This window comes from Pseudomonas sp. S3_G06, from assembly GCF_054667565.1.
This window is the reverse complement of record NZ_CP162738.1, coordinates 1,957,268-1,980,793: the sequence shown is the minus strand read 5'-3', so window position 1 is coordinate 1,980,793 and position 23,526 is coordinate 1,957,268. Positions and strand designations below refer to the sequence as shown.

Genomic DNA, 23,526 nt, shown 5'->3' with positions numbered 1-23,526 from the left:
GCCGGATTACCCTAGTCATAAGAGGGCGTTTTTTGACTACATCAAACGAGTTGATCAGTGCAAAGGCCGCCGTCGGCATTGTAGGTCTGGATGACATCCTTGCCGGTGGCCTGTCTCGCGGCCATGTGTTTTTGCTCGAGGGGGAACCCGGAACCGGCAAAACCACCGTGGCTTTGCATTTCCTCCGCGCCGGTGCGCTGGCCGGGGAACGTTGCTTGTACATCACTCTCTCGGAAACCGAGAAAGAACTGCGTCAAGGTGCGCTCTCCCACGGCTGGGAGCTGAACGAAAACATCAAGATCTTCGAGCTGACACCGCCGGAAAGCCTGCTCAATGCCGAACATCAGCAAAGCCTGCTGTATTCCTCGGACCTTGAACTGGGCGAGGCGACCAGGCAGATTTTCGAAGTGGTCGAACGCTTCAAGCCGACCCGCGTTGTGCTCGACAGCCTTTCGGAGATCCGTCTGCTGGCGCAGAGCTCCTTACGCTATCGTCGGCAGATTCTGGCGATCAAGCACTACTTTGTGCGCTACGACGCCACCGTCCTGCTGCTCGATGACCTGACCACAGAATCACTCGACAAGACTGTGCACAGTGTCGCCCACGGCGTGATCCGCCTTGAAGAGCTGACGCCTAGCTACGGCGCCGAGCGTCGTCGGGTACGAGTGGTCAAATATCGCGGGCAGAAATACCGTGGCGGTTTCCACGATTTCACCATCATGGGCGACGGCGTCCATGTTTTCCCACGCTTGGTAGCGGCGGAACATCGCGGCGACTACCCACGTCTGCAGCTGTCCAGCGGCATCCCGCAAATGGATGCCCTGCTCGGCGGCGGCATCGAAACCGGCTCAAGCACGCTGATTCTCGGCCCGGCCGGTACCGGCAAATCGATGATTTCGATGATCTTCGCCGCCGCAGCTGTGGCCCGAGGCGAAAAAGCCGCGCTGTTCATTTTCGATGAAGAGCTGGGCCTGCTGTTCGAACGGATGCGTCATCTCGGTATCGACCTCAAAGCCTTGCAGGCCACCGGTAATCTGCTGATCGAACAAGTAGACGCCGCCGAATTGTCTCCGGGTGAGTTGTCCCATCGCGTGCGCCGTTGCGTCGATGAGCTGGGTATCAAAACCGTGGTGATCGACAGCATCAACGGCTATCAAGCGGCGATGCCGGAAGAAAACGCGCTGGTGCTGCACATGCACGAGCTGCTGCTGTACCTTAACCGCAAAGGCGCGGCGACTTTCATGACGGTCGCCCAGCACGGTCTGGTGGGCGATATGCAGGCGCCGGTTGATATCACTTACCTGGCCGACACGGTGATTCTGTTGCGCTACTTCGAAGCCCTCGGCAAAGTCCGCCGGGCGATCTCGATTATCAAGAAACGTACCGGCAACCACGAGTCGACCATCCGTGAATACCGGATCTCCTCGCGTGGCATGACCATCGGCCAACCGCTGGAATCCTTCCAGGGCGTGCTGCGTGGCGTGCCGACCTACATGGGAGCGAGCAATCCATTGCTTGAGGATGAAAGCTTGTGACGGTCAACACGCCGTTGGCCGAGCGGGTGCTGGTGCTGGCGCCCATGGGTCGTGACAGCCAGATCGCGTTGATGATTCTCAACGAAGCCGGTTACGGCGGCATGGTGGCGCCGAATCTCGGCGCTCTGTGCACCGAACTGGAGGTCGGCGCCGGATTGCTGCTGATTGCTGCTGAGGCGTTGCGCGGACCGGAACTGGAAGGGCTTATCGCCTACCTTGACCAGCAGCCCGCCTGGTCGGACATGCCCATCGTGCTGCTGACTCATCATGGCGGCGATGAACAAGGGCCGCCGTCGCGCCTGAGCACCCTGCTCGGCAACGTGACTTTTCTTGAGCGCCCCTTCCATCCCGCGACGCTGGTCAGTCTGGTCTCCGCCGCCCTGCGTGGGCGGCGACGACAATATGAAGCACGCGATCGGCTGATCGACCTGAGTGAAAGCGAACGACGCCTGCAGTCGACTCTGGAAACCCTCGAGCAACAGGTTGAAGAGCGCACCGCACAGCTTCGCCACAACGAAGAAGCGCTGCGCCAATCGCAGAAAATGGAAGCGGTCGGCCAACTTACTGGCGGCATTGCTCACGACTTCAACAACATGCTCACCGGCATCATCGGTAGCCTGGAACTGCTGCGCCGGCGTCTGGCCCGAGGCCGCACCGAAGACCTCGACAGTCTGATCGATCTAGGCGTGACCTCCGCCAACCGCGCCGCCGGCCTGACTCACCGCTTGTTGGCGTTCTCCCGCCGGCAATCCCTCGACCCGAAAGCCGTGCAAATGAACACGCTGGTGCTGTCGATGGGCGAGCTACTGCAACGCAGCCTCAATGAAAGCATTCATCTGGAAATGCGCCTGGACGACAACCTCTGGGTTGCCGAGGCCGATCCCAATCAACTCGAGAGCGCCCTGCTCAACCTGGTAATCAATGCCCGCGATGCGATGCCCGAGGGTGGCAAACTGGTGGTGGAAACCAGCAATCAGGTGCTGCATCGCGACTTCATTGCCGCTTACAGCAATCTGGAGCCGGGCGATTACGTGATGCTCAGCGTCACTGACAATGGCAGCGGCATGCCGCAGAGCGTGGTCAGCCGTGCGTTCGATCCGTTTTTTACGACCAAGCCGATCGGCCAGGGCACCGGCCTCGGACTGTCGATGATCTATGGCTTCAGCAAGCAATCACGCGGGCATGTGTCGATCGACAGTGAAGTCGATCAAGGCACCACGGTGAAACTCTACCTGCCGCGTTTCCGTGGTGAAGAAGTGGAAGTTCCCGTCTCGGATTCGCAGCAGGCTCCGTATGCGATGGATGGCGAAACCGTACTCATCGTCGAAGACGATCCGGCAGTGCGCGTGTTGGTCAGCGCCGTGCTCAGCGAGTTGGGTTATGCCTTCGTTGAAGCCGGTGATGCCGACGGCGCCATGCCGATTCTAAATTCGACGCAACGTATTGATTTGCTCATCAGTGACGTTGGTCTGCCGGGGATGAACGGTCGTCAACTGGCGGAGGTTGGTCGGCAATATCGCCCAGGTCTGAAAGTGTTGTTCATCACCGGTTATGCCGAGCACGCGGCGGTGCGCGGTGGCTTCCTCGACTCGGGGATGCAGATGATCACCAAGCCCTTCACCTTTGATCTGCTCACCGCCAAGGTGCGCGAGATGATCAATAGCTGATGAACAGGAGCTGCCGAAGGCTCGGCAGCTCCTGCATGACAATCAGGCCAGCAATTCCTGAATCTTTTCCTGCAACACATCCAGATCGAACGGTTTTTCCAGGATCGGTGCCTTGCTGGTGATCGGGCTGCCGGTTTCACGGATTTCCTGCGGGTAGCCGCTGATGAAAATCACTTTCAGGTCCGGTCGCAATTTCACCGCTGGCTCGGCAATCTGCACGCCGGAGATCCCGCCCGGCAGGCGAAAATCGGTAATCAGCATGTCCAGGTGAGGTTTGCTGGCGAGGATCTCGAAAGCCTGCTCGCCATTTTCCGCTTGCAACACGCGATAGCCCTGCCCTGACAGGTAATCCGTCAGGACCATCAAGATAACCGGTTCGTCTTCGACGACGAGTACTACATCTTGCGCATCTACGCTCATGGGAAGCCTTTGTTCGGTCAATAGCTGCTGATACGACCGTGTGGTCACTCAGAGGTTGCGTCGGATATGCCGTTTTCCTGGATCGGCAGACAAACGCGAAACAGGGCGCCTTCGTTGATTTCACTCTCGACGACGATGGAGCCGCCATGGGCGGCGACGATCTGCTCGGAAATGAACAGACCCAGCCCGAGCCCGGCCACCACCGTCTTGGCGGACACCCGTTCGAACTGCTGAAAAATACGCTTCTGGTTCTCGGCGCTGATGCCGATGCCGTGGTCCTGAACTTCGACCCGCGCCTCCTCGCCTTCGCGATAGACGCGCACCTGAATCGGGCTGCGACCACCATAACGCAAAGCGTTGGTCAGCAGATTGGACACCACTTGCTCGATGCGGAACTCGTCCCAGCAACCTTCGACCGGCACGGGCGCTTCAAAGGACACACTGGTCTCTGCCGCTTCCATTTGCGGAGCAAAGTTCTGCAGCAGATTGCTGACCAGTTGCACCAGATCGAAACGACTCGGGCGGATCGACAATTTGCCGGTGCGGATTCGCGAGACATCGAGCATGTCTTCGATCAGGCGAATCAGGCTTTTGATCTGCCGCTCATCGCGGTCGACCATCGCCTGCATCTTGTCGAGGGTGAACGCCGCGGCGTTGTCCCGGGCCAGGTGCATCTTGCGCAGCTGGGTTTCAAGAATCAGACCATTGAGCGGCGTGCGCACCTCGTGGGCGACGATGGACATGAAGTCATCGCGCATGCGCACCGCTTGTTCCAGCTCAAGCTGGGTGCTTTGCAGCTGTTGCAGCAGCGCTTCCTGCTCGCGTCGAGCCTGCTCCAGCGCCTCGACCTGCTGTTTCATGGCCTTGCTCTGGCGATACAGATCGACGAAAACGTTGACCTTGCTCTTCACCGCATGAATGTCCAGCGGCTTGTGCAGGAAGTCCACCGCACCGCTTTCATAGCCTTTGAACGCGTAGTTGAGTTCACGGCCAGCGGCGCTGACGAAAATGATCGGAATGTTCTTGGTCTTCTCGGTGCCGCGCATCAACTCGGCCAGTTCGAAGCCGTTCATGCCCGGCATCTGCACATCGAGAATGGCCATGGCGAATTCGTGTTGCAGCAACAGCGACAGTGCTTCGTCCGCCGACAGAGCCTTGTAGACCGTGCGATCCTCGCGCTTGATCAGCGCTTCCAGCGCCAGCAGGTTTTCTGGCAGATCGTCAACGATCAACAGTTTGGCTTGGATATTACTCAGCATGCGATTCGTTCCAGCTCGACTAGCAGACGGCCGATGCCGTGAATGGGTAGGACATGATCCGGCTGCAGAACGTTCAGTGCAGCCTGGGGCATGGTGGCGACTTGTGCATCATCGGGGTCTTGAACAATGGTCAGGCCGCCGCAGCGCTTGACGCAGGCCAGCCCGCGCGCGCCATCGTGATTGGCGCCGGTCAGCAGGACGGCGGCGAGTGTCTCGCCGTAAACATCAGCGGCCGATTCAAACAGGTAATCAATAGACGGCCGCGAATGATGTACGCGGTCCTCCAGGCTCAGCGACAGGCTGCGATCCGCTTCGACCGACAAGTGATAACCGGGCGTGGCGAAATACACCGTGCCGGCTTCAACGTCCTGCTTGTCTTCAGCTTCCTTGACCGGCATCGCCACACGGCGGGAGAACACTTCGGCCAGATGACTGCGGCGTTCTTCCGGCAGATGCAGAACGATGATGATCGGCAGCACATAGCCTTTGCGCAATGGCCCGAGCAGGGTCAGCAACGCCTCGACACCGCCTGCGGAGGCGCCGATCACGACGGCCTCGATGCGAGGCAGGCTCGGGGTGTCGTTCATGATTTGCGGTAGATCCGTTCTTGTTTGACCAACGCCTCGAACTGGTTCGAATAGTTGGAAAAATCCAGGGTTTCCTTGCTGCCCAGCACCAGAAAGCCGCGATGCGACAGCGATTCATGGAACAGCCCGAACGCCCGGTCCTGCAACTTCTTGTTGAAATAGATCAGCACGTTGCGGCAGGAAATCAACTGGGTTTCGGAGAACACGCTGTCGGTGGCCAGGCTGTGGTCGGCGAACGTCACGTTCTCGCACAGGCTCTTGTCGAAAATCGCGTAGCCGTAGGCTGCCGTGTAGTAATCGGCAAATGAGCGCTGACCGCCGGCCTGCTGATAGTTGGCAGTGTAGGCGCGGACGTTTTCCATGGAGAAAATCCCTTGCTTGGCCTTCTCCAGCGAGCGCGGGTTGATGTCGGTGGCGTAGATGATCGTGCGGTCGAGCAGGCCTTCCTCGCGCAACAGAATCGCCATCGAATAGACCTCCTCGCCCGTGCTGCAGCCGGCAATCCAGATCTTCAGCGACGGATAGGTGCGCAGCAGCGGCACCACTTCGTTGCGGATGGCCAGGAAGTGCGACGGATCGCGGAACATCTCGCTGACCGGGATCGTCAGCAGTTGCAGCAGCTGCATGAACGCGGTCGGGTCGTGCAGGACTTTTTCTTGCAGGGCCGAGATGGTCGCGCACTCGAACTGACTCAGCGCGTGCTGCACCCGGCGCTTGATCGAAGCGCCGGAGTAGTCGCGAAAGTCGTAGCTGTATTTCAGGTAAATCGCCTCGATCAACAAGCGTAATTCGATTTCGCTGTTGCGCTCGGCTGAACTGCTGCGTTCCACTAGATGCGTTCCATTTTCGGTAACCACACACGTATCAGCGAGAACAGACGATCAAGGTCGATGGGCTTGGCCAGGTAATCGTTGGCGCCCGCTTGCAGGCAGCGCTCCTGATCGTCCTTCATGGCCTTGGCCGTCACCGCGATGATCGGCAGCTTGCGCCAGCGCGGATCCTTGCGGATTTCCATGGTGGCTTCGAAGCCATCCATTTCCGGCATCATCACGTCCATCAGCACCAGGTCGATGTCCTCGACTTCATGAAGTTTCTCAATCGCTTCGCGGCCATTACGGCCGATCACCACGACTGCGCCTTTGTGTTCAAGCGCGCTGGTCAGGGCGAAGATGTTGCGCACATCGTCGTCCACCAGCAGCACTTTACGACCTTCAAAGACCTTGTCGCGGCTGCGCGCGGTCTTGAGCATCTTCTGCCGTTCATGGGACAGCTGCGATTCGACTTTGTGCAGAAAGAGTGTGACCTCGTCGAGCAACCGCTCCGGGGAGCGTGCGCCCTTGATGATGATCGAGCGCGAATACTTGCGCAGTTCGGCCTCTTCATCGCGGGTCAGGTTGCGTCCGGTGTAGACAATGACCGGCGGGAACGAGCAGATGTCCTCGGTGGACATGCGCTTGAGCAGATCGTTGCCGAGCATGTCCGGCAGCTTGAGGTCGATGACCATGCAGTCGTAGATGGTCGTGCGCAGCAATTCCAGGGCGTCCTGGGCCAGGCCGACGGCAGTGATTTCGATGTCTTCGTCGCCAATCAGCCGCGCGATGCTTTCGCGTTGCAGATCGTCATCTTCGACCAGCAGCACGCGTTTGACCTTCTGCGTCAGCTTGGCCTCAAGGCGGGCGAATACGTCCTTGAGCTCTTCGCGGGTGGTCGGCTTCACTGCGTAGCCGATCGCGCCCATATGCATGGCCGCTTCGACGCGGTCTTCCACGGAAATCACGTGCACTGGAATGTGCCGGGTTTCGGCGCGTTCTTTCAGGCGTTGCAGCACGGTCAGACCGGAATGATCCGGCAGGCGCATGTCGAGCAGGATCGCATCCGGCACGAATTCGCGCGCCAGGTCGTAACCTTCGTCAGCGCCGTGGGCGACCAGACACATGTAGCCCAACTCATGGGCCAGGTCATAGAGGATACGGGCGAAGTTCGGTTCGTCCTCCACCACCAGAATGCAGCGGGTGGCGAACGGTGCCTTGTCGCGATCGTCGGCAAAGCGCGGGATGACTGCCGGAATCGCCGATGCGAGCGGAGCCGCAACAGCAACTGGCGCAGGCGTCACAGGTGCCGGGTGAAAGGTCAGCGGCGCGGCAGGCGTCTCACCGAATTCGTGATACTGACGCGGCAACACCAGCGTAAACGTGCTGCCCTGCCCCGGCACGCTGTCGACGCTGATCGAACCGCCAAGCAACGTTGCCAGATCCCGCGAGATCGACAGGCCAAGGCCGGTGCCGCCGTACTTGCGATTGGTGGTGCCATCCGCCTGACGGAACGCCTCGAAGATACTTTCCTGCTGATCCGCGGCGATACCGATCCCGGAATCCTTGACGCTGAAGGCGATGTGATCGTTCGGCTGCGCGGTGATGCTCAGGCTGACGGCGCCGTGCTCAGTGAACTTGATCGCGTTGGACAGCAGGTTCTTGATGACCTGCTCCAGACGCTGACGGTCGGTGAACAGCAAGCCCGGTGCGTCCGGCTGAACCTCGACGCTGAACGCCAGTTTCTTGTCCGCCGCCAACGGTTCGAACATTGAGCGCAAGCCGTCGACCAGACGATCGACGCGGGTGTTTTCGGCGATCACTTCGAGTTTCCCGGCTTCAACTTTGGAAATGTCGAGAATGTCGTTGATCAGGTTGAGCAGATCGTTGCCGGCCGAATAGATCGATTCGGCAAACTTGACCTGTTCCGCCGACAGATTCTGCTGCGGGTTCTCCGCCAGCAGCTTGGCCAGAATCAGCGAACTGTTGAGCGGCGTGCGCAGTTCGTGGGACATGTTGGCGAGGAATTCGGACTTGTACTTGCTCGAGCGTTGCAGCTCTTCGGCACGCTCTTCGAGCTGGATCTGCGCCTGATTCAGCTCGGTGTTTTTCTTGTCCATCGCATCGCGTTGTTCGGCGAGCTGCTCGTTGGTCTGCTCCAGCTCCACTTGCTGGGTTTCCAGATGCGCCTGGGATTCCTTGAGAATCCGCGACTGTTCTTCCAGCTCTTCGTTGGCAGTCTTCAGCTCTTCCTGCTGCACTTGCAGCTCTTCATTGAGCTGCTGGGTTTCGGCGAGCACTTCCTGCAAGCGCTGACGGTAACGCGCCGCTTCGATCGAGGTGCCGATGTTGCCGGCAATCAGTTCCAGCAGTTCGATGTCGCGCTCGGACAGCGGACGCAGGAAGCCCAGTTCGATCACACCGTTGACCCGATCATCATCGCTGGTCGGCACCACCAGCACACTGTGCGGCAGGCCTGCGCCGAGACCGGAGCTGACTTTGAAATAGTCGCCCGGGACCGCGTCGAGACGGATCAGGCGTGCCTGTTCTGCCACTTGGCCGACGATGCCTTCGCCGCTGTAGATCGTTTGATTGAGCTCTTCCTGCTCGCGGGAGAAGCCATAAGTCGCCACGCGCTTGAGGCCGCCATGTTCTTCGCGCACATAAAGCGCGGCGACGGCAGTGCCGAGGTATTGCGCGCAGAATTGCAGAATGTTGCGCCCCAGCAGGTTCAGCGTCAGTTGCCCCAGCACCTGCTCGGCCAGTTGCGTCTGGCCGTTGCGCAGCCACGCCTGTTTCTCGAGGCGTTCGGCGCTGGCCAGTTGGGCGGCGAGGTTGGCGCTGTAGTTGGTCGACAGGTTGAGCAGATCACGGCGGCCGATGTAGGCCAGCAACCCACTGATGCCAACGATGAAGATCAGGTAAAGGGTGATGCTCCAGATCGTCGTGCGGCGCACATCCTCGTTGCGCGTGGCGCGCAGCACCTGCTCGGTCTCGATGACGTCCTCGAATTGCTTGCGGATTTCATCGGTCAGGCGCTTGCCCCGCCCAGCCTTGACCGCGCCGCGATAATCACCGCTGCTGCGCTGCAGATCGATCATCGATTGCGCGTAATTGGCCCACTCCACCTGCAAGGCTTGCAAACGGCGCAGGCGATCGGTCTGCACCGGATTATCGGCGGTCAGCTCCAGCAACGTATTGAGAGCGACCTCGATACGCGGCTTGGCAACTTCGTACGGGTCGAGAAAGTGCTCGTCACCGCTGAGCAGATAGCCGCGCATGCCGGTTTCCAGATCAACGGTGAGCTTCACCGCTTCATTGGCGTTATTGATCACCCGGTCGGTGTGCTCGACCCATTGGATGACCGACAGCAAATAAGTGATCAGCGAGACGAAGAATACGGCGCTGAGCACGCCGACGCCCAGCGGCAGGCTGACGTTGCGACTCAGAAGTTTGCGGAACCGTTGTTCATCAACCGAGGACGGAGAGGACATGGGGCAGCCTTGTCGAACTGTTGAAAACCCGAGAGTTTGCCCCAAAACCCCGCCATGGATCCATTTTTCTCACACAAATGATGGCATTTTCCTACACACGCCTGCGCATTGGACGACGCCAACGGTTATCCTTGCCGCACCGCACCGCACCGCACCGCACTGACCTGTTCTTTTTTTGTATCAGCTCGGGAACTTGTGGCTATGCGCCACTTACTCATGCAAGAGTCCGGCATTTTCGATCGCCCGGTATCCCCCGATTTCATTTTTGAGAGCCCTGCCATGTCTACCAATGCCTCCACCATCCTTGTCGTAGAAGATGACGACATCGTGCGCATGCTCATCGTCGATGTATTGCAGGAGCTGGAATTCACGGTGTTAGAGGCTGATGACGGTAAAGCGGCACTTGAGATTATTGCGGATGCTGGGCAGCCGATCGATTTGATGATGACCGACCACGGCCTGCCTGGCATGGATGGCCGCGAACTTGCTGAAAAGGCGCGAGAACTACGCCCTGCTCTGCCCATCCTGTTTGCCAGCGGTTATGCCGAGACTATCGAAGTACCCGGCGACATGCATGTCATCGGCAAACCGTTTTCGATTGACCAGTTACGCGACAAGGTCAAATCCATACTGGAATAGTCCTGCGCATCTACCGGCATTGGCTGGAACCCGAGCAATCGTGATCAACCTGGACTGGCGATGAGCACACATCACTGTGGTTTAATTGCGCCCTTTTTTATGCGCCGAGAATCCAGTGATGTCCCACTCCGTTCCCACCAAAGTCCTGGTCATCGGCTACGTCTGGCCCGAGCCCCGCTCTTCGGCGGCCAGCGGGCATGTCATGCAGATTCTTGAAGCGTTCCTCGAGCAAGGCTGGGACATCACGTTCAGCAGCCCGGCCGGCCCGGGTGAACACAAGGCTGATCTGACAGCGCTGGGCATTTGCGAAGTGCCGATCGAACTCAACAACAGCAGCTTTGATACGTTCATCAGCGAGTTGGCGCCGGATATCGTGCTGTTCGATCAGTTCATGATGGAAGAACAGTTTGGCTGGCGGGTGGAGAAACACTGTCCGGACGCCCTGCGCATCCTCGAAACATCCGACCTGCAAAGTCTGCGGCATGCGCGTCATCAGCGTCTGAAAGACCGGCTGAAAAGCAACGACGAGCAAACTGATTTCACCGAACTGTTCGCACCGGCATTGCACGAAGAATTCCAGCTGATGGCGAGCACCGATCTGGCCAAACGGGAAATCGCTGCGCTGTACCGGTGTGATTTGAACCTGATGATTTCCGAAGTCGAGATCGACCTGCTGGTGGAGGAATTCGGCCTGCCTCGGCAAATCCTGCATTGGTATCCGTTGATGATTGATCTTCCGGACACCGCCGCGCCAGGTTTCGAAGAGCGCGCGCATTTCCTCAGCATTGGCAACTTTCGTCACGCGCCAAACTGGGATGCTGTGCTCTGGATGAAGACCACGCTCTGGCCGCTGATCCGCGCGCGCTTGCCTCGCGCGCAACTGCATATCTATGGCGCCTATACGCCGCCCAAAGCCACCGCACTGCACAACCCGGCCCAAGGCTTTCACATCATGGACTGGGCCGAAGATGCGCTTGAAGTGATGTCCGCAGCACGAGTCTGCCTTGCGCCATTGCGCTTTGGCGCGGGAATCAAGGGCAAACTGGTCGACGCCATGCTCTGTGGCACGCCAAGCGTGACGACACCGATCGGCGCCGAAGCCATGCACGGCGATGCTCCTTGGCCGGGAGCCGTTGCCCTGGACGCAAATACCTTCGCCGAACAGGCCGTGCAACTGTACGAAGATCGAGCGCGCTGGCAGCAAGCGCAGATTCAGGCTTCGGCACTTTTACAGCAGCGTTATCAGCGCAGCGTACATGGCCCGCGTCTGATCAACCGGATAGCTGATTGCCGACAACACTTGGCACAACTTAGAAGCGACAACTTCACCGGCGCCATGCTGCGACATCACACACTCAAAAGCACTCAATACATGGCTCAATGGATCGAAGCGAAAAACCAGTTGAATCCAACAGAGCGCTGATTACATCAATTACATGACTTGCATTAAAAGCGAACTTTCGCAATAACGCGAACATGCTTATAAACATCCTGCGCGCAACTAATCAACTACTTCGCAGGATATGCAACATGGAAAACTTCGACGATATACCAACCTATCAATGGATGGCTGATTCACCACAAATCGATAATCTTTCGTTATTCGAAATGACCCTGCCCGGCGCGCACAACGCCGGCTGTGACTGGGAAGCTTCTTATGCCCTGATTCCCGGTAAAAACTGGCTTGCCCGTCAGGACGTTTCGTTTTATTCGCAGTTGAATCGCGGCGCTCGCGCACTTGATGTACGCCTTGTTTACAACAGCAAGGCGAAACAACTGGCGAAGTTTCGTTTCCAGCACAATGGATTCAACTCTTCGCGAACGCTTGAAGACCTGATCAGAGACCTCAAGGGGTTTTATGAAAGAAGCCCGAACGAGTTTATCGTTCTGGACTTTCATGAACTTTCCAACGCTACAGATCCATTCAACCATGAGGAATTCAGAACAGCTTTGCTGGAGCACCTTGGGGAACGGATCATTCCCACCGAAAATCTGCATCTGACAATTGGCCAACTCAAAGCCATCGATCCATTGCAGCGCATTATGGTAGCTGCGCCGATGACCTGGGAAACCCTGGACTTCCGCTTTTATAGCCAGATCAATCACAAGTGGATCGGCAAATCACAGGTCAGCACCTCGGATCTTTATGGCTATATAGACAACGTACTGAGCACACCTGTCAGTACGCGCCGCCCGTGGTCGCTGTCGGCAACCAGTTACACACTGGGCGGGCCACAGCGAATCCTCGACAGTCTTGACGAGTGGTTCGACCCGGAAAAATCCGATTGGGCGCGCAAGTGCAACATCATCAATTTCGACTTCATCAAGAATTCGAATATCGTGCGCTTCTGCCAAATGGCCAACTTGCAAAAGGCGCGCGACAAGCTCAGCTGAGCGGTCTCCACGGACGGCCAGTCGGAAGTGGCACAAATGGCAAAAAACGAGGCATGATCGTGCAGCGATAATAAAAAAGTGCCTTGTCATGACCCGAACCGCTCGCGTGACCGACCCTTCCTACGAATTGATGGACGACCATAACGGTTTGTCCATCATCTACCGCCAGCACGGCTTCCCCTGCCCGCTGGTGCGCTGGCATTTCCACAAGGAATACGAACTGCACCTGATCGTCGCCAGCTCGGGCAAGGTGTTCATCGGCGATTACATCGGCAACTTCTATCCGGAAACCCTGTTTCTGACCGGTCCCAACCTGCCGCACAACTGGATCAGCCAGATCGCTGAAGATGAAGTGGTGGAGAAGCGCGACATGCTGGTCAACTTCACCGACGAATTGTTCGAGAGCGGCCATCAAGTGTTCGCTGAGCTGAAATCCCTGGCGCCACTGCTTGAGCGCGCGCAGTACGGCATCGAATTTCGCTGCAAGCGCACGATCCGTCAGGCCATGACGCTTATGCAGCGGATCGCCGACAGCACCGGCATCACCCGCCTCGGGCATTTTTTCATCCTGATGGAATTGCTCGCTGCGAGTGAGGATTACCAGTTGTTGTCCGGCGCCACCACCCCGCAACTGGCCGACGAACACAACATCGACCGCACCAACCGCGCGGTCGATTACATCTTCAGCCACTACGCGCGGGACATTTCACTGGAAGAAGTGGCCGAGCATCTGGGCATGACGCCGACCTATTTCAGCCGGGTATTCAAACAGGCCACCGGACGCAACTTCATCGAATTCGTCAATCGCCTGCGCATCAGCAAATCCTGTGAGCTGCTGGCCGATGGCGACAAACCGGTGACCGAGGTGTGCTTCGAGTCGGGCTTCAACAATATTTCCAACTTCAATCGGCGCTTTCAGCAACTCAAGGGCATGACGCCGTCGCACTATCGACGGCTGGCGGTGCAGCGCCTGACTGAACAGAACCATCTCTGAAGACACGCCACCTGTGGGAGCGAGCCTGCTCGCGAAAGCGTGCTGTCAGTCAAGAACCCTGTGACAGGCATATCGTATTCGCGAGCAGGCTCGCTCCCACAAGAGGTTGTGCCCGGCTGGCGAAATCTGTACGCATTCGTTAACCGCACCTCGCGCAAAAGCCCTTCCCTGCGTTCCCCCCACCAAACCCCAGTGCAAAAAAGTATCAACAAAAGTGCTAGGGATGATTTGTCAGCCTCGCCGTGGAAGGCTGTAATCAGCGCAGATTCTTCCTGCATTCGGAAGACACAAAAACAATAACTGTCCTTCTGCCCCGTCGGGTGTCAGAAAAGGAGTGCACGATGCAACCCACTGCAAAAGCTCTGCTCGCTCTCACCTGCATGACCCTCAGCAGCGTCAGCCTTGGCGCCCAGACCCTGACCATCGCCACCGTCAACAACAGCGACATGATTCGCATGCAGAAACTCTCGAAAACCTTCGAGAGCGAGCATCCGGACATCAAGCTCAATTGGGTGGTGCTGGAAGAGAACGTCCTGCGTCAGCGCCTGACCACCGACATCGCCACTCAGGGCGGCCAGTTCGACGTGTTGACCATCGGCATGTACGAAGCCGCACTCTGGGGCGGAAAGGGTTGGCTGGAGCCGATGAAGGACCTGCCGGCCAGTTACGCCCTCGACGATGTCTTCCCGTCGGTGCGCGAAGGCCTGTCGGTGAAGGGTTCGCTGTATGCGCTGCCGTTTTACGCAGAAAGTTCGATCACCTATTACCGCACCGACCTGTTCAAGGCAGCCGGGCTGACCATGCCGGAGCGGCCGACCTGGGAAGAGATCGCCGGGTTTGCGGAAAAACTCACCCAGAAAGACAAAGAGCAATACGGCATCTGCCTGCGCGGCAAGGCCGGTTGGGGCGAGAACATGGCGCTGGTTACCACGGTCGCCAATGCTTACGGCGCGCGCTGGTTCGATGAGCAATGGAAACCGGAATTCAGCGGACCGGAATGGAAAAACGCGCTGAATTTCTACGTCAACACCATGAAGAAATCCGGCCCGCCGGGCGCATCCAGCAACGGTTTCAATGAAAACCTCGCCCTGTTCAACAGCGGCAAATGCGCGATCTGGGTCGACGCCAGCGTCGCCGGTTCGTTCGTCACCGACAAGACCCAGAGCAAGGTCGCCGATAGCGTCGGTTTCACCTTCGCTCCGCATCAGGTCACGGATAAAGGCTCGGCGTGGCTGTATTCGTGGGCGCTGGCGATTCCGACCAGCTCCAAGGCCAAGGACGCAGCAAAAACCTTCAGCGCCTGGGCCACGTCCAAAGAGTACGGCGAACTGGTTGCCAAAACCGACGGCATCGCCAACGTGCCGCCGGGCACCCGCGCTTCGACCTACAGCGATGCGTACATGAACGCCGCGCCGTTTGCCAAGGTGACGCTGGAATCGCTGAAAGCCGCTGACCCGAGCAAACCGACGCTGAAACCGGTGCCGTACATCGGCATTCAACTGGTGACCATTCCTGAATTCCAGGCAGTGGGCACCCAGGTCGGCAAGCTGTTCTCGGCTGCGCTGATCGGCCAGACCACGGTGGATCAGGCGCTGGCGGCGGCGCAGCAGACCACGGAACGCGAGATGAAGCGCGCGGGTTATCCCAAGTAAGCGCTGAACGACTTGCTCCTGCCTCTTGTGGGAGCGAGCCTGCTCGCGAAGGCGTCGTGTCAGCCAACACACATGACACTGATCCGGCGCTTTCGCGAGCAGGCTCGCTCCCGCATGGGGATCTCCATAGGTCTGTATGACTCGGTTGTGAATGCCATGAATACTTCAACTGCCAAAGCCCACATCGACCTGTCGCCACCGCAGCGCAAGCTGCGCGTGCGCAATCCCGGCTGGTTTCTGGTCAGCCCCTCGGTGGCGCTGTTGCTGCTGTGGATGATCGTGCCGCTGGGCATGACCCTGTACTTTTCGATGATCCGCTACAACCTGCTCTACCCCGGCGAGAATGAATTCGTCGGGCTGGAGAACTTCACTTACTTCCTCACCGATGCGGGCTTCATGCCCGGCGCGACCAATACGTTGTTACTGGTCGGCAGCGTGTTGCTGATCAGCGTGGTCTTTGGCGTATTGATCAGTGCGCTGCTGGAGGCCAGCGAATTTCTGGGTCGCGGTCTGGTGCGAGTGATGCTGATTTCGCCGTTCTTCATCATGCCCACGGTCGGTGCGCTGATCTGGAAGAACCTGATCTTCCACCCGGTTTCGGGGATCCTCGCCTACATCTGGAAGCTGTTCGGTGCGCAACCGGTGGACTGGCTGGCGCACTACCCGCTGCTGTCGATCATCATCATCGTTTCGTGGCAATGGCTGCCCTTCGCGATCCTGATTCTGATGACCGCGATGCAATCGCTGGATCAGGAACAGAAAGAAGCCGCACGCCTGGATGGTGCCGGCCCGATCGCGATTTTCTGGCACCTGACCCTGCCGCATCTGGCGCGGCCGATTGCCGTGGTGGTGATGATTGAAACGATCTTCCTGCTCTCGGTGTTCGCCGAAATCTTCACCACCACCAACGGCGGCCCCGGCTACGCCTCGACCAACCTCGCCTACCTGATCTACAACCAGGCGCTGGTCCAGTTCGACGTCGGCATGGCTTCGGCCGGCGGTTTGATTGCCGTGGTCATCGCCAACATCGCCGCGATCATTCTGGTGCGGATGATCGGCAAAAACCTGACTGACAAAGCGTGAGGCCTGCCATGACCCTCCAACAATCCCGCCGCCTGCAAAGCCTGCTGCTCGGCACCCTGGCCTGGGCCATCGCGATCGTGATTTTCTTCCCGATCTTCTGGATGGTGATGACCAGTTTCAAGAGCGAAATCGACGCTTTCGCCACGCCGCCGCAGTTCATCTTCACGCCAACGCTGGAGAACTACCTGCACATCAACGAGCGCAGCGACTATTTCAGCTTCGCCTGGAACTCGGTGGTGATCTCCTTCAGCGCCACCGCCCTGTGCCTGTTGATCGCGGTGCCGGCGGCCTACTCGATGGCGTTCTACGAAACCCAGCGCACCAAAGGCACGCTGCTGTGGATGCTCTCGACCAAGATGCTGCCGCCGGTGGGCGTGCTGATGCCGATCTACCTGCTGGCCAAGAGTTTCGGCCTGCTCGACACGCGCATTGCGCTGATCGTGATCTACACGCTGATCAACCTGCCGATCGTGGTCTGGATGGTTTACACCTACTTCAAGGACATCCCCAAAGACATCCTCGAAGCCGCCCGCCTCGACGGTGCGACGCTGTGGCAGGAAATGGTCCGCGTGCTGCTGCCGATCGCCAAGGGCGGCCTCGCCTCGACCGTGCTGCTGTCGCTGATCCTGTGCTGGAACGAGGCGTTCTGGTCGCTGAACCTGACCTCATCGAATGCTGCACCACTGACCGCGTTGATCGCCTCGTATTCAAGTCCCGAAGGATTGTTCTGGGCCAAGTTGTCGGCCGTATCGACCCTGGCCTGTGCGCCGATTCTGATCTTTGGCTGGATCAGCCAGAAGCAACTGGTGCGCGGGCTGTCGTTTGGTGCCGTGAAGTGAATATCCCTGAACCAACACGACTCGTGTGGGAGCGAGCCTGCTCGCGAATGCGGAGGGTCATTCAACGCTGAAGGCGGCTGACACTGCCCCTTCGCGAGCAGGCTCGCTCCCGCAGTCAAAATGTGCGGCTGGTTCAATCGAATAATAAATTGCGGAGGCCCATCTCATGGCCAACCTGAAAATCAAGAATCTGCAAAAAGGCTTCGAAGGCTTTTCCATCATCAAGGGCATCGACCTGGAAGTGAACGACAAGGAATTCGTGGTCTTCGTCGGCCCGTCGGGCTGCGGCAAGTCCACCCTGCTGCGCCTGATCGCCGGGCTGGAAGAGGTCAGCGGCGGCACCATCGAACTCGATGGCCGCGACATCACTGAAGTCAGCCCGGCCAAGCGCGATTTGGCGATGGTGTTCCAGACCTACGCGCTGTACCCGCACATGACCGTAAAAAAGAACATGTCGTTCGCCCTCGATCTGGCCGGCGTGCCGAAAGCCGAGGTCGAGCGCAAGGTTGGCGAAGCGGCGCGGATTCTCGAGCTCGGGCCGATGCTCGAGCGCAAGCCGAAACAGCTTTCCGGCGGCCAGCGCCAGCGCGTGGCGATCGGCCGTGCCATCGTGCGCAACCCGAAGATTTTCCTCTTCGATGAACCGCTGTCCAACCTCGACGCGGCGTTGCGCGTGCAGATGCGTCTGGAGCTGCTGCGCCTGCACAAGGACCTGCAAGCGACGATGATTTATGTGACCCACGATCAGGTCGAAGCGATGACCATGGCCGACAAAGTCGTGGTGCTCAATGGCGGCAGGATCGAGCAGGTCGGCTCGCCGCTGGACCTGTATCACAACCCGGCGAACCTGTTTGTCGCAGGCTTTCTCGGCACGCCGAAAATGGGTTTCCTCAAAGGCAAGATTGCCCGCATCGACGGCGCCAGCTGCGAAGTTTCGCTGGACGCCGGCACGCGCATCACCCTGCCGTTCAACGCCGCCAACCTCAGTGTCGGCAGCGCAGTCACATTGGGTATTCGCCCTGAACACCTGGAGCTGGCACAACCCGGCGACTGCACGTTGCAGGTGACTGCCGATGTCAGCGAACGCCTTGGCAGCGACACCTTCTGCCACGTCACCACCAGCGCCGGTGAAGCCCTGACCATGCGCGTGCGCGGCGACTTGGCCAGCCGTTATGGCGAGCAATTGAGCCTGCGCCTGGACCCGACTCACTGCCACCTGTTCGACGCTGAAGGTGTGGCGCTGACTCGCCCACTGCGCGCTGCCGCCTGATTTCGAGACTATCCGATGAAACTCAACCAACAGAACCTCAACCGCCTCGCCGCCGAAGTGCAACTGCCGGGCTACAACCTGAGCGACACACGCCAAGGCATCGCCCACATCGGCGTCGGCGGTTTCCACCGCGCGCATCAGGCGTATTACACCGATGCCTTGATGAACACTGGCGAAGCGCTGGACTGGGCAATCTGCGGCGTCGGCCTGCGCCCGGAGGATCGCCGTGCCCGCGATGATCTGCGCGAGCAGGATTACCTGTTCACCCTCTTCGAACTGGGCGACAGCGATGACACCGAAGTGCGCGTCATCGGTGCAATCCGCGACATGCTGCTGGCCGAAGATGGCGCGCAAACGCTGATCGACAAACTCGCCGAACCGCAGATCCGTATCGTCTCGCTGACCATCACCGAGGGCGGCTACTGCATCGACGACAGCAACGGCGAATTCATGGCGCACCTGCCGCAGATTCAACACGACCTCGCCCATCCCGAAACGCCGGGCACCGTGTTCGGCTTCCTTTGCGCCGCATTGGCCAAACGCCGTGCGGCGGGCGTTCCGGCATTCACTGTGATGTCCTGCGATAACCTGCCGCACAACGGCGCCGTCGCGCGTAAGGCGCTGCTGGCGTTCGCCTCGCTGCGTGATCCGCAATTGCGCGATTGGATCGACCAGAACGTCAGCTTCCCCAACGCCATGGTCGATCGCATCACGCCGATGACCAGCACCGCGCATCGCCTGCAACTGGCCGACAAACACGGCGTCGACGATGCCTGGCCGGTGGTCTGCGAACCGTTTGTGCAGTGGGTGCTGGAAGACAAATTCGTCAACGGCCGCCCGGCATGGGAAAAGGTCGGCGTGCAGTTCACCGACGATGTATCGCCGTACGAAGAGATGAAAATCAAACTGCTCAACGGCAGTCACCTGGCGCTGACCTATCTGGGTTTCCTCAAGGGTTATCGCTTCGTCCACGAGACCATGAACGATCCGCTGTTCGTGCGTTACATGCGCGCTTATATGGATCTGGATGTCACGCCGCAGCTGGCGCCGGTGCCGGGCATTGATCTGAGCGAATACAAGGACACGCTGGTGGCGCGCTTCTCCAATCAGGCGATTGCCGATCAACTGGAGCGCGTGTGTTCGGATGGCTCATCGAAGTTTCCCAAGTTCACCGTGCCGACGATCAATCGGCTGATCGCCGATGGCCGCGAGACCAAACGCGCGGCACTGGTAGTCGCGGCGTGGGCGCTGTATTTGAAGGGCGTGGATGAGAATGGCGATACGTATTCGATTCCCGACCCGCGAGCGGCTTTCTGCCAAGGTCTGGTAGCGGACGAAGGGCTGACCACGGAGCGGTTGCTGGGTGTTGAAGAGATTTTCGGCACGGCGATACCGAAGTCGGCGGAGTTTGTTGCGGCATTCGAGTGGTGCTGCCAGAGTTTGCGCGAGGTTGGGGTTTCGCGGACTCTGGAGAAAGTTCTCGCGACCTGATCGTTCCCACGCTCCGCGTGGGAATGCAGCCCGGACGCTCCGCGTCCCATCAAAAGCGGACGCAGAGCGTCTATTGAGGCGTTCCCAGGCAGAGCATGGGAACGAGCAGCCGTGGAGTCTTCATGACAACAACAAAGCTCTTCCTGGGTATCGACTGCGGCACCCAAGGCACCAAAGCGATCATCGTCGATGCCGACAGCGGCCAGGTGCTCGGTCTGGGCGCGGCGCCGCACACGATGATCAGCGGCGCCAACGGCCGCCGCGAACAAGACGTTCAGCAGTGGCTCGACGCGTTCGTCAGCGCCACACGCCAGGCGTTGCGAGCGGCCAACGTCGACGGCCAGGCGATCCTCGGTGTAGGCGTCTCCGGCCAGCAACACGGCCTGGTCCTGCTCGATGAGCAAGGCGCAGTGCTGCGCCCGGCCAAGCTCTGGTGCGATACCGAAACCACGCCGGAAAACGACCGCTTGCACGCGCAACTGGGCGGCGAGGAAGGCTCGCTGGAACGCCTCGGCGTGGTCATTGCGCCGGGCTACACGGTGTCGAAACTGCTCTGGACCAAAGAGCAGCATCCCGACGTGTTCTCGCGTATCGCGCGGATTCTGTTGCCCCACGACTACCTCAACTACTGGCTCACCGGCCGCGCCTGCAGCGAATACGGCGACGCCTCCGGCACCGGTTATTTCAACGTGCGCACGCGGCAGTGGGATGTGCAGATCCTGCGCGACATCGACGCCAGCGGCCGTTTGCAAACCGCACTGCCGGAGCTGATCGACGCGCACGCCGCCGTCGGCACACTCCTCCCGGCAATCGCCGAGCAACTCGGCATCAACCCCAACGCCGTGGTCTCGAGCGGCGGTGGCGACAACATGATGGGCGCCATTGGTACCGGCAATATCCAGCCCGGCGCGATCACCATGAGCCTCGGTTCGTCCGGCACGGTCTACGCCTATTCGGAGGAGCCAAACGTCAGCGCCGATGCCTCGGTCGCCACGTTCTGTTCCTCCAGCGGCGGCTGGCTGCCGTTGATCTGCACCATGAACTTGACCAACGCCACCGGTGCGATTCGCGAACTGTTCAAGCTCGACCTGCCGACCTTCAACGAGTTGGTCGCGCAATCGCCCATTGGTGCCGAAGGCGTGAGCATGCTGCCGTTTCTCAACGGTGAGCGCGTCCCTGCCCTGCCCCACGCCACCGGCAGCCTGCATGGGCTGACGATGGACAACCTGACCCAAGCCAACCTGTGCCGCGCCGCTGTCGAAGGCACCACCTTCGGTTTGCGCTACGGGCTGGATTTGCTCCGCCAGAATGGTTTACAAAGCCTGCGCATCTGCCTGATCGGCGGCGGCTCGAAGAGCGCGGTGTGGCGGCAGATCGTCGCCGATATCATGAACGCTCCGGTGATCTGCACCGAACAAAGCGAAGCCGCCGCACTGGGTGCGGCGATTCAAGCGGCGTGGTGCGCGTCGCGCTCTAACGGCGATGATGTGTCCCTGGCCGATCTGTGCAAGCGCTGCGTGAAACTCGACGCGCGCAGTGAAACCCTGCCGATCGCCGCCAATGTCGCGGCGTTCCAGCAGGCCTACGAACGCTATCAACAGCATGTCGCAACCCTATAACGAGCAAACAACTATGTACCTGGTGTGTGGCGAAGCCCTGTTTGATTTCTTCAGCGAAAACGATGCCAGCGGGCTGGCCTCGAAAGTCAATTTCAAGGCGATTGCCGGCGGTTCGCCGTTCAACGTTGCCGTAGGTTTGCGGCGTTTGGGCGTGGACTCGGCGCTGTTCGGCGGGTTGTCCACCGACTACCTCGGCCGGCGTTTGCAGCAAGTCCTGCAGGACGAAGGTGTGCGCCCGGACTATCTGGTGGATTTCGCCGCGCCGACCACTCTGGCAATGGTCGCGGTAGGCGCCAATGGATCGCCGCATTACAGCTTCCGTGGCGAAGGCTGCGCCGACCGGCAACTGAGCGAGGCACATCTGCCGACACTCGGCGACGAGGTGCACGGCCTGCACATTGGCTCGTTTTCGCTGGTGGTACAGCCGATTGGCGACACCTTGCTTAAGCTGGTTCAGCGCGAAAGCGGCAAACGCCTGATCAGCCTCGATCCCAACGTGCGCCTCAACCCCGAGCCGAACATCAATCTATGGCGCGAGCGCATCGCCATGCTGGTGCGCCTGGCCGATCTGATCAAAGTCAGCGACGAGGATCTGAGCCTGCTATATCCCGAGCAGGATCCGCAAAACGTGATTGAGGGCTGGCTCGAACATCGCTGCCAGATCGTCTTCCTTACTCGCGGTGGCGATGGCGCAACGGTGTTCAGTCGCGCCCATGGCTCGTGGTCGGTGCCGGCCAACCCGGTAAAAATTGCCGATACCGTTGGCGCTGGCGACACCTTCCAGGCCGCGCTGATCACCTGGCTGACGGAGCACTCGCTGGACTCGGTCGCTGGCGTGCAGCAACTGAGTCGCGAGCAGATTGACGGCATGCTCAGGTTCGCCGTACAAGCCGCCGCACTGACCTGCAGCAAAACCGGTCCGGATCTGCCCTATCGTCATCAATTGAGCTGAGCGCGTAGACTGTCGGCCTTTTTGCGCACGACGGAAAACAGCTCTTGAATCACAGGCACATCCTCGCCCTCCTGACCCTGGCCACTCTGTTGAGCGGTTGCGGCACCTCGCCGCCCCGCTCGCCGGAAGACATCTGCGCAATCTTCCGCGAGAAAAGCGACTGGTACGACGCTGCGCAAGTCACCCAGAAACGCTGGGGCGTGCCGATCCAGGTGCCGTTCGCGATCATGTATCAGGAATCCGGCTACCGCTACGACGCCAAGACGCCGCGCAAATACCTGCTCTGGGTAATTCCTTGGGGCCGCGTCTCCACCGCTTCCGGCTATGCGCAAGCCAAGGATGAAGTCTGGGCCGACTACCAGAAAAGCACCGGCCGCAACTGGGCCGATCGCGAAGACTTCGACGACGCCATCGACTTCGTCGGCTGGTACATGGACAAAACCACCTCGATCAACGGCGTGTACAAATACGACGCCTATAACCAGTACCTGAACTACCACGAAGGCTGGGGCGGCTTCCGCAACAAGACCTACGCGAGCAAGGCCTGGCTACCGCCGACCGCACGCAAGGTGCAGAACCGTTCGGATCTGTACGCACAGCAATATGCCGGGTGCAAGGAAGACCTCAATCGCGGGTTCTGGAGCCGGTTCTGGCATTGGTTGTAGAAGCCCATCGCGAGCAGGCTCGCTCCCACAGGACCTTAGTGAACGCCGATTTTGTCTACACCCGAGAAACCTGTGGGAGCGGGCTTGCCCGCGATGGCAATCTCTCAAACACCATCAAAGTCTATGAAAGGCCCGATTTCACTGACCCAAATCGCCC

General features: G+C 59.4%; 19 protein-coding genes. 14 read left to right on the top strand and 5 right to left on the bottom strand.

The window, feature by feature from the left end:
- Positions 1 to 32 precede the first annotated feature (32 nt).
- Positions 33 to 1,535 carry an ATPase domain-containing protein gene (locus AB4N47_RS09050; protein WP_024013082.1) on the top strand — a complete coding sequence of 501 codons (1,503 nt, stop codon included), beginning with the start codon at positions 33 to 35 and terminating at the stop codon, positions 1,533 to 1,535.
- Entirely contained in the window at positions 1,532 to 3,202 is a 1,671-nt protein-coding gene (locus AB4N47_RS09045) for an ATP-binding protein (protein WP_460154465.1), read from the top strand. The genes AB4N47_RS09050 and AB4N47_RS09045 overlap by 4 nt, the downstream gene beginning before the upstream one ends.
- A gap of 42 nt (positions 3,203 to 3,244) precedes the next feature.
- On the opposite strand, the gene AB4N47_RS09040 is transcribed toward AB4N47_RS09045, so the two are convergent.
- From AB4N47_RS09040 to AB4N47_RS09020, 5 genes are read right to left on the bottom strand one after another with little or no spacing between them, the layout of a single operon-like run.
- The gene (locus AB4N47_RS09040) at positions 3,245 to 3,622 is read right to left on the bottom strand and encodes a response regulator (protein ID WP_016774860.1); all 378 of its coding nucleotides are present in this window, start codon (positions 3,620 to 3,622) and stop codon (positions 3,245 to 3,247) included.
- Between the two features lie 44 nt (positions 3,623 to 3,666).
- Positions 3,667 to 4,881, bottom strand: a complete 1,215-nt coding sequence (locus AB4N47_RS09035) for a hybrid sensor histidine kinase/response regulator (RefSeq protein ID WP_110645385.1) — start codon at positions 4,879 to 4,881, stop codon at positions 3,667 to 3,669.
- Entirely contained in the window at positions 4,875 to 5,468 is a 594-nt protein-coding gene (locus AB4N47_RS09030) for a chemotaxis protein CheB (protein ID WP_341637395.1), read from the bottom strand. The genes AB4N47_RS09035 and AB4N47_RS09030 overlap by 7 nt, the downstream gene beginning before the upstream one ends.
- On the bottom strand, positions 5,465 to 6,298 hold the full coding sequence (locus AB4N47_RS09025; protein WP_016774863.1) for a CheR family methyltransferase: 834 nt from the start codon (positions 6,296 to 6,298) through the stop codon (positions 5,465 to 5,467). Before AB4N47_RS09025 ends, AB4N47_RS09030 begins: the two co-directional genes overlap by 4 nt.
- Complete coding sequence (locus AB4N47_RS09020) at positions 6,298 to 9,771, bottom strand: response regulator (protein ID WP_122692507.1); 3,474 nt, start codon at positions 9,769 to 9,771, stop codon at positions 6,298 to 6,300. Before AB4N47_RS09020 ends, AB4N47_RS09025 begins: the two co-directional genes overlap by 1 nt.
- A 279-nt stretch (positions 9,772 to 10,050) precedes the next feature.
- Between AB4N47_RS09020 and AB4N47_RS09015 the strand changes: the two genes are divergently transcribed.
- The 12 genes from AB4N47_RS09015 (at position 10,051) to AB4N47_RS08960 (ending at position 23,369) form a co-directional block, all read left to right on the top strand.
- Entirely contained in the window at positions 10,051 to 10,410 is a 360-nt protein-coding gene (locus tag AB4N47_RS09015) for a response regulator (protein ID WP_341637545.1), read from the top strand.
- A 118-nt stretch (positions 10,411 to 10,528) separates the two neighbouring features.
- Positions 10,529 to 11,833: a glycosyltransferase gene (locus AB4N47_RS09010; RefSeq protein ID WP_341637394.1), complete on the top strand. Its 1,305-nt coding sequence runs from the start codon at positions 10,529 to 10,531 to the stop codon at positions 11,831 to 11,833.
- 107 nt (positions 11,834 to 11,940) lie between these two features.
- Complete coding sequence (locus tag AB4N47_RS09005) at positions 11,941 to 12,804, top strand: PI-PLC domain-containing protein (RefSeq protein WP_341637393.1); 864 nt, start codon at positions 11,941 to 11,943, stop codon at positions 12,802 to 12,804.
- Between the two features lie 88 nt (positions 12,805 to 12,892).
- Positions 12,893 to 13,798 (top strand): AraC family transcriptional regulator, encoded by a 906-nt coding sequence (locus tag AB4N47_RS09000; protein WP_217878282.1) that lies wholly within the window; start codon positions 12,893 to 12,895, stop codon positions 13,796 to 13,798.
- A gap of 341 nt (positions 13,799 to 14,139) precedes the next feature.
- The gene (locus AB4N47_RS08995; RefSeq protein ID WP_110645391.1) at positions 14,140 to 15,450 is read left to right on the top strand and encodes an ABC transporter substrate-binding protein; all 1,311 of its coding nucleotides are present in this window, start codon (positions 14,140 to 14,142) and stop codon (positions 15,448 to 15,450) included.
- 156 nt (positions 15,451 to 15,606) lie between these two features.
- Positions 15,607 to 16,533 (top strand): carbohydrate ABC transporter permease, encoded by a 927-nt coding sequence (locus AB4N47_RS08990; protein WP_341637392.1) that lies wholly within the window; start codon positions 15,607 to 15,609, stop codon positions 16,531 to 16,533.
- A gap of 8 nt (positions 16,534 to 16,541) precedes the next feature.
- Complete coding sequence (locus AB4N47_RS08985; RefSeq protein ID WP_016774872.1) at positions 16,542 to 17,372, top strand: carbohydrate ABC transporter permease; 831 nt, start codon at positions 16,542 to 16,544, stop codon at positions 17,370 to 17,372.
- Positions 17,373 to 17,538: 166 nt separating this feature from the next.
- Positions 17,539 to 18,642: an ABC transporter ATP-binding protein gene (locus AB4N47_RS08980; RefSeq protein ID WP_073476158.1), complete on the top strand. Its 1,104-nt coding sequence runs from the start codon at positions 17,539 to 17,541 to the stop codon at positions 18,640 to 18,642.
- Between the two features lie 15 nt (positions 18,643 to 18,657).
- Positions 18,658 to 20,133: a mannitol dehydrogenase family protein gene (locus tag AB4N47_RS08975; RefSeq protein ID WP_460154464.1), complete on the top strand. Its 1,476-nt coding sequence runs from the start codon at positions 18,658 to 18,660 to the stop codon at positions 20,131 to 20,133.
- Positions 20,134 to 20,255: 122 nt separating this feature from the next.
- Positions 20,256 to 21,752, top strand: coding sequence for a xylulokinase (gene xylB, locus AB4N47_RS08970; RefSeq protein ID WP_341637390.1), 1,497 nt, complete (start codon positions 20,256 to 20,258; stop codon positions 21,750 to 21,752).
- 13 nt (positions 21,753 to 21,765) lie between these two features.
- Positions 21,766 to 22,704, top strand: coding sequence for a carbohydrate kinase family protein (locus AB4N47_RS08965; protein ID WP_341637544.1), 939 nt, complete (start codon positions 21,766 to 21,768; stop codon positions 22,702 to 22,704).
- Positions 22,705 to 22,748: 44 nt separating this feature from the next.
- Complete coding sequence (locus AB4N47_RS08960) at positions 22,749 to 23,369, top strand: transglycosylase SLT domain-containing protein (protein ID WP_016774877.1); 621 nt, start codon at positions 22,749 to 22,751, stop codon at positions 23,367 to 23,369.
- Positions 23,370 to 23,526 lie beyond the last annotated feature (157 nt).

Excerpts from the sequence above, each read along its gene's own strand:
- AB4N47_RS09040 (WP_016774860.1), bottom strand. The coding sequence starts at position 3,622 with ATGAGCGTAGATGCGCAAGATGTAGTACTCGTCGTCGAAGACGAACCG.
- AB4N47_RS09035 (WP_110645385.1), bottom strand. The coding sequence starts at position 4,881 with ATGCTGAGTAATATCCAAGCCAAACTGTTGATCGTTGACGATCTGCCA.
- AB4N47_RS09030 (WP_341637395.1), bottom strand. The coding sequence starts at position 5,468 with ATGAACGACACCCCGAGCCTGCCTCGCATCGAGGCCGTCGTGATCGGC.
- AB4N47_RS09020 (WP_122692507.1), bottom strand. The coding sequence starts at position 9,771 with ATGTCCTCTCCGTCCTCGGTTGATGAACAACGGTTCCGCAAACTTCTG.
- AB4N47_RS09015 (WP_341637545.1), top strand. The coding sequence starts at position 10,051 with ATGTCTACCAATGCCTCCACCATCCTTGTCGTAGAAGATGACGACATC.
- AB4N47_RS09010 (WP_341637394.1), top strand. The coding sequence starts at position 10,529 with ATGTCCCACTCCGTTCCCACCAAAGTCCTGGTCATCGGCTACGTCTGG.
- AB4N47_RS09005 (WP_341637393.1), top strand. The coding sequence starts at position 11,941 with ATGGAAAACTTCGACGATATACCAACCTATCAATGGATGGCTGATTCA.
- AB4N47_RS09000 (WP_217878282.1), top strand. The coding sequence starts at position 12,893 with ATGACCCGAACCGCTCGCGTGACCGACCCTTCCTACGAATTGATGGAC.
- AB4N47_RS08995 (WP_110645391.1), top strand. The coding sequence starts at position 14,140 with ATGCAACCCACTGCAAAAGCTCTGCTCGCTCTCACCTGCATGACCCTC.
- AB4N47_RS08990 (WP_341637392.1), top strand. The coding sequence starts at position 15,607 with ATGAATACTTCAACTGCCAAAGCCCACATCGACCTGTCGCCACCGCAG.
- AB4N47_RS08985 (WP_016774872.1), top strand. The coding sequence starts at position 16,542 with ATGACCCTCCAACAATCCCGCCGCCTGCAAAGCCTGCTGCTCGGCACC.
- AB4N47_RS08980 (WP_073476158.1), top strand. The coding sequence starts at position 17,539 with ATGGCCAACCTGAAAATCAAGAATCTGCAAAAAGGCTTCGAAGGCTTT.
- AB4N47_RS08975 (WP_460154464.1), top strand. The coding sequence starts at position 18,658 with ATGAAACTCAACCAACAGAACCTCAACCGCCTCGCCGCCGAAGTGCAA.
- xylB (WP_341637390.1), top strand. The coding sequence starts at position 20,256 with ATGACAACAACAAAGCTCTTCCTGGGTATCGACTGCGGCACCCAAGGC.
- AB4N47_RS08965 (WP_341637544.1), top strand. The coding sequence starts at position 21,766 with ATGTACCTGGTGTGTGGCGAAGCCCTGTTTGATTTCTTCAGCGAAAAC.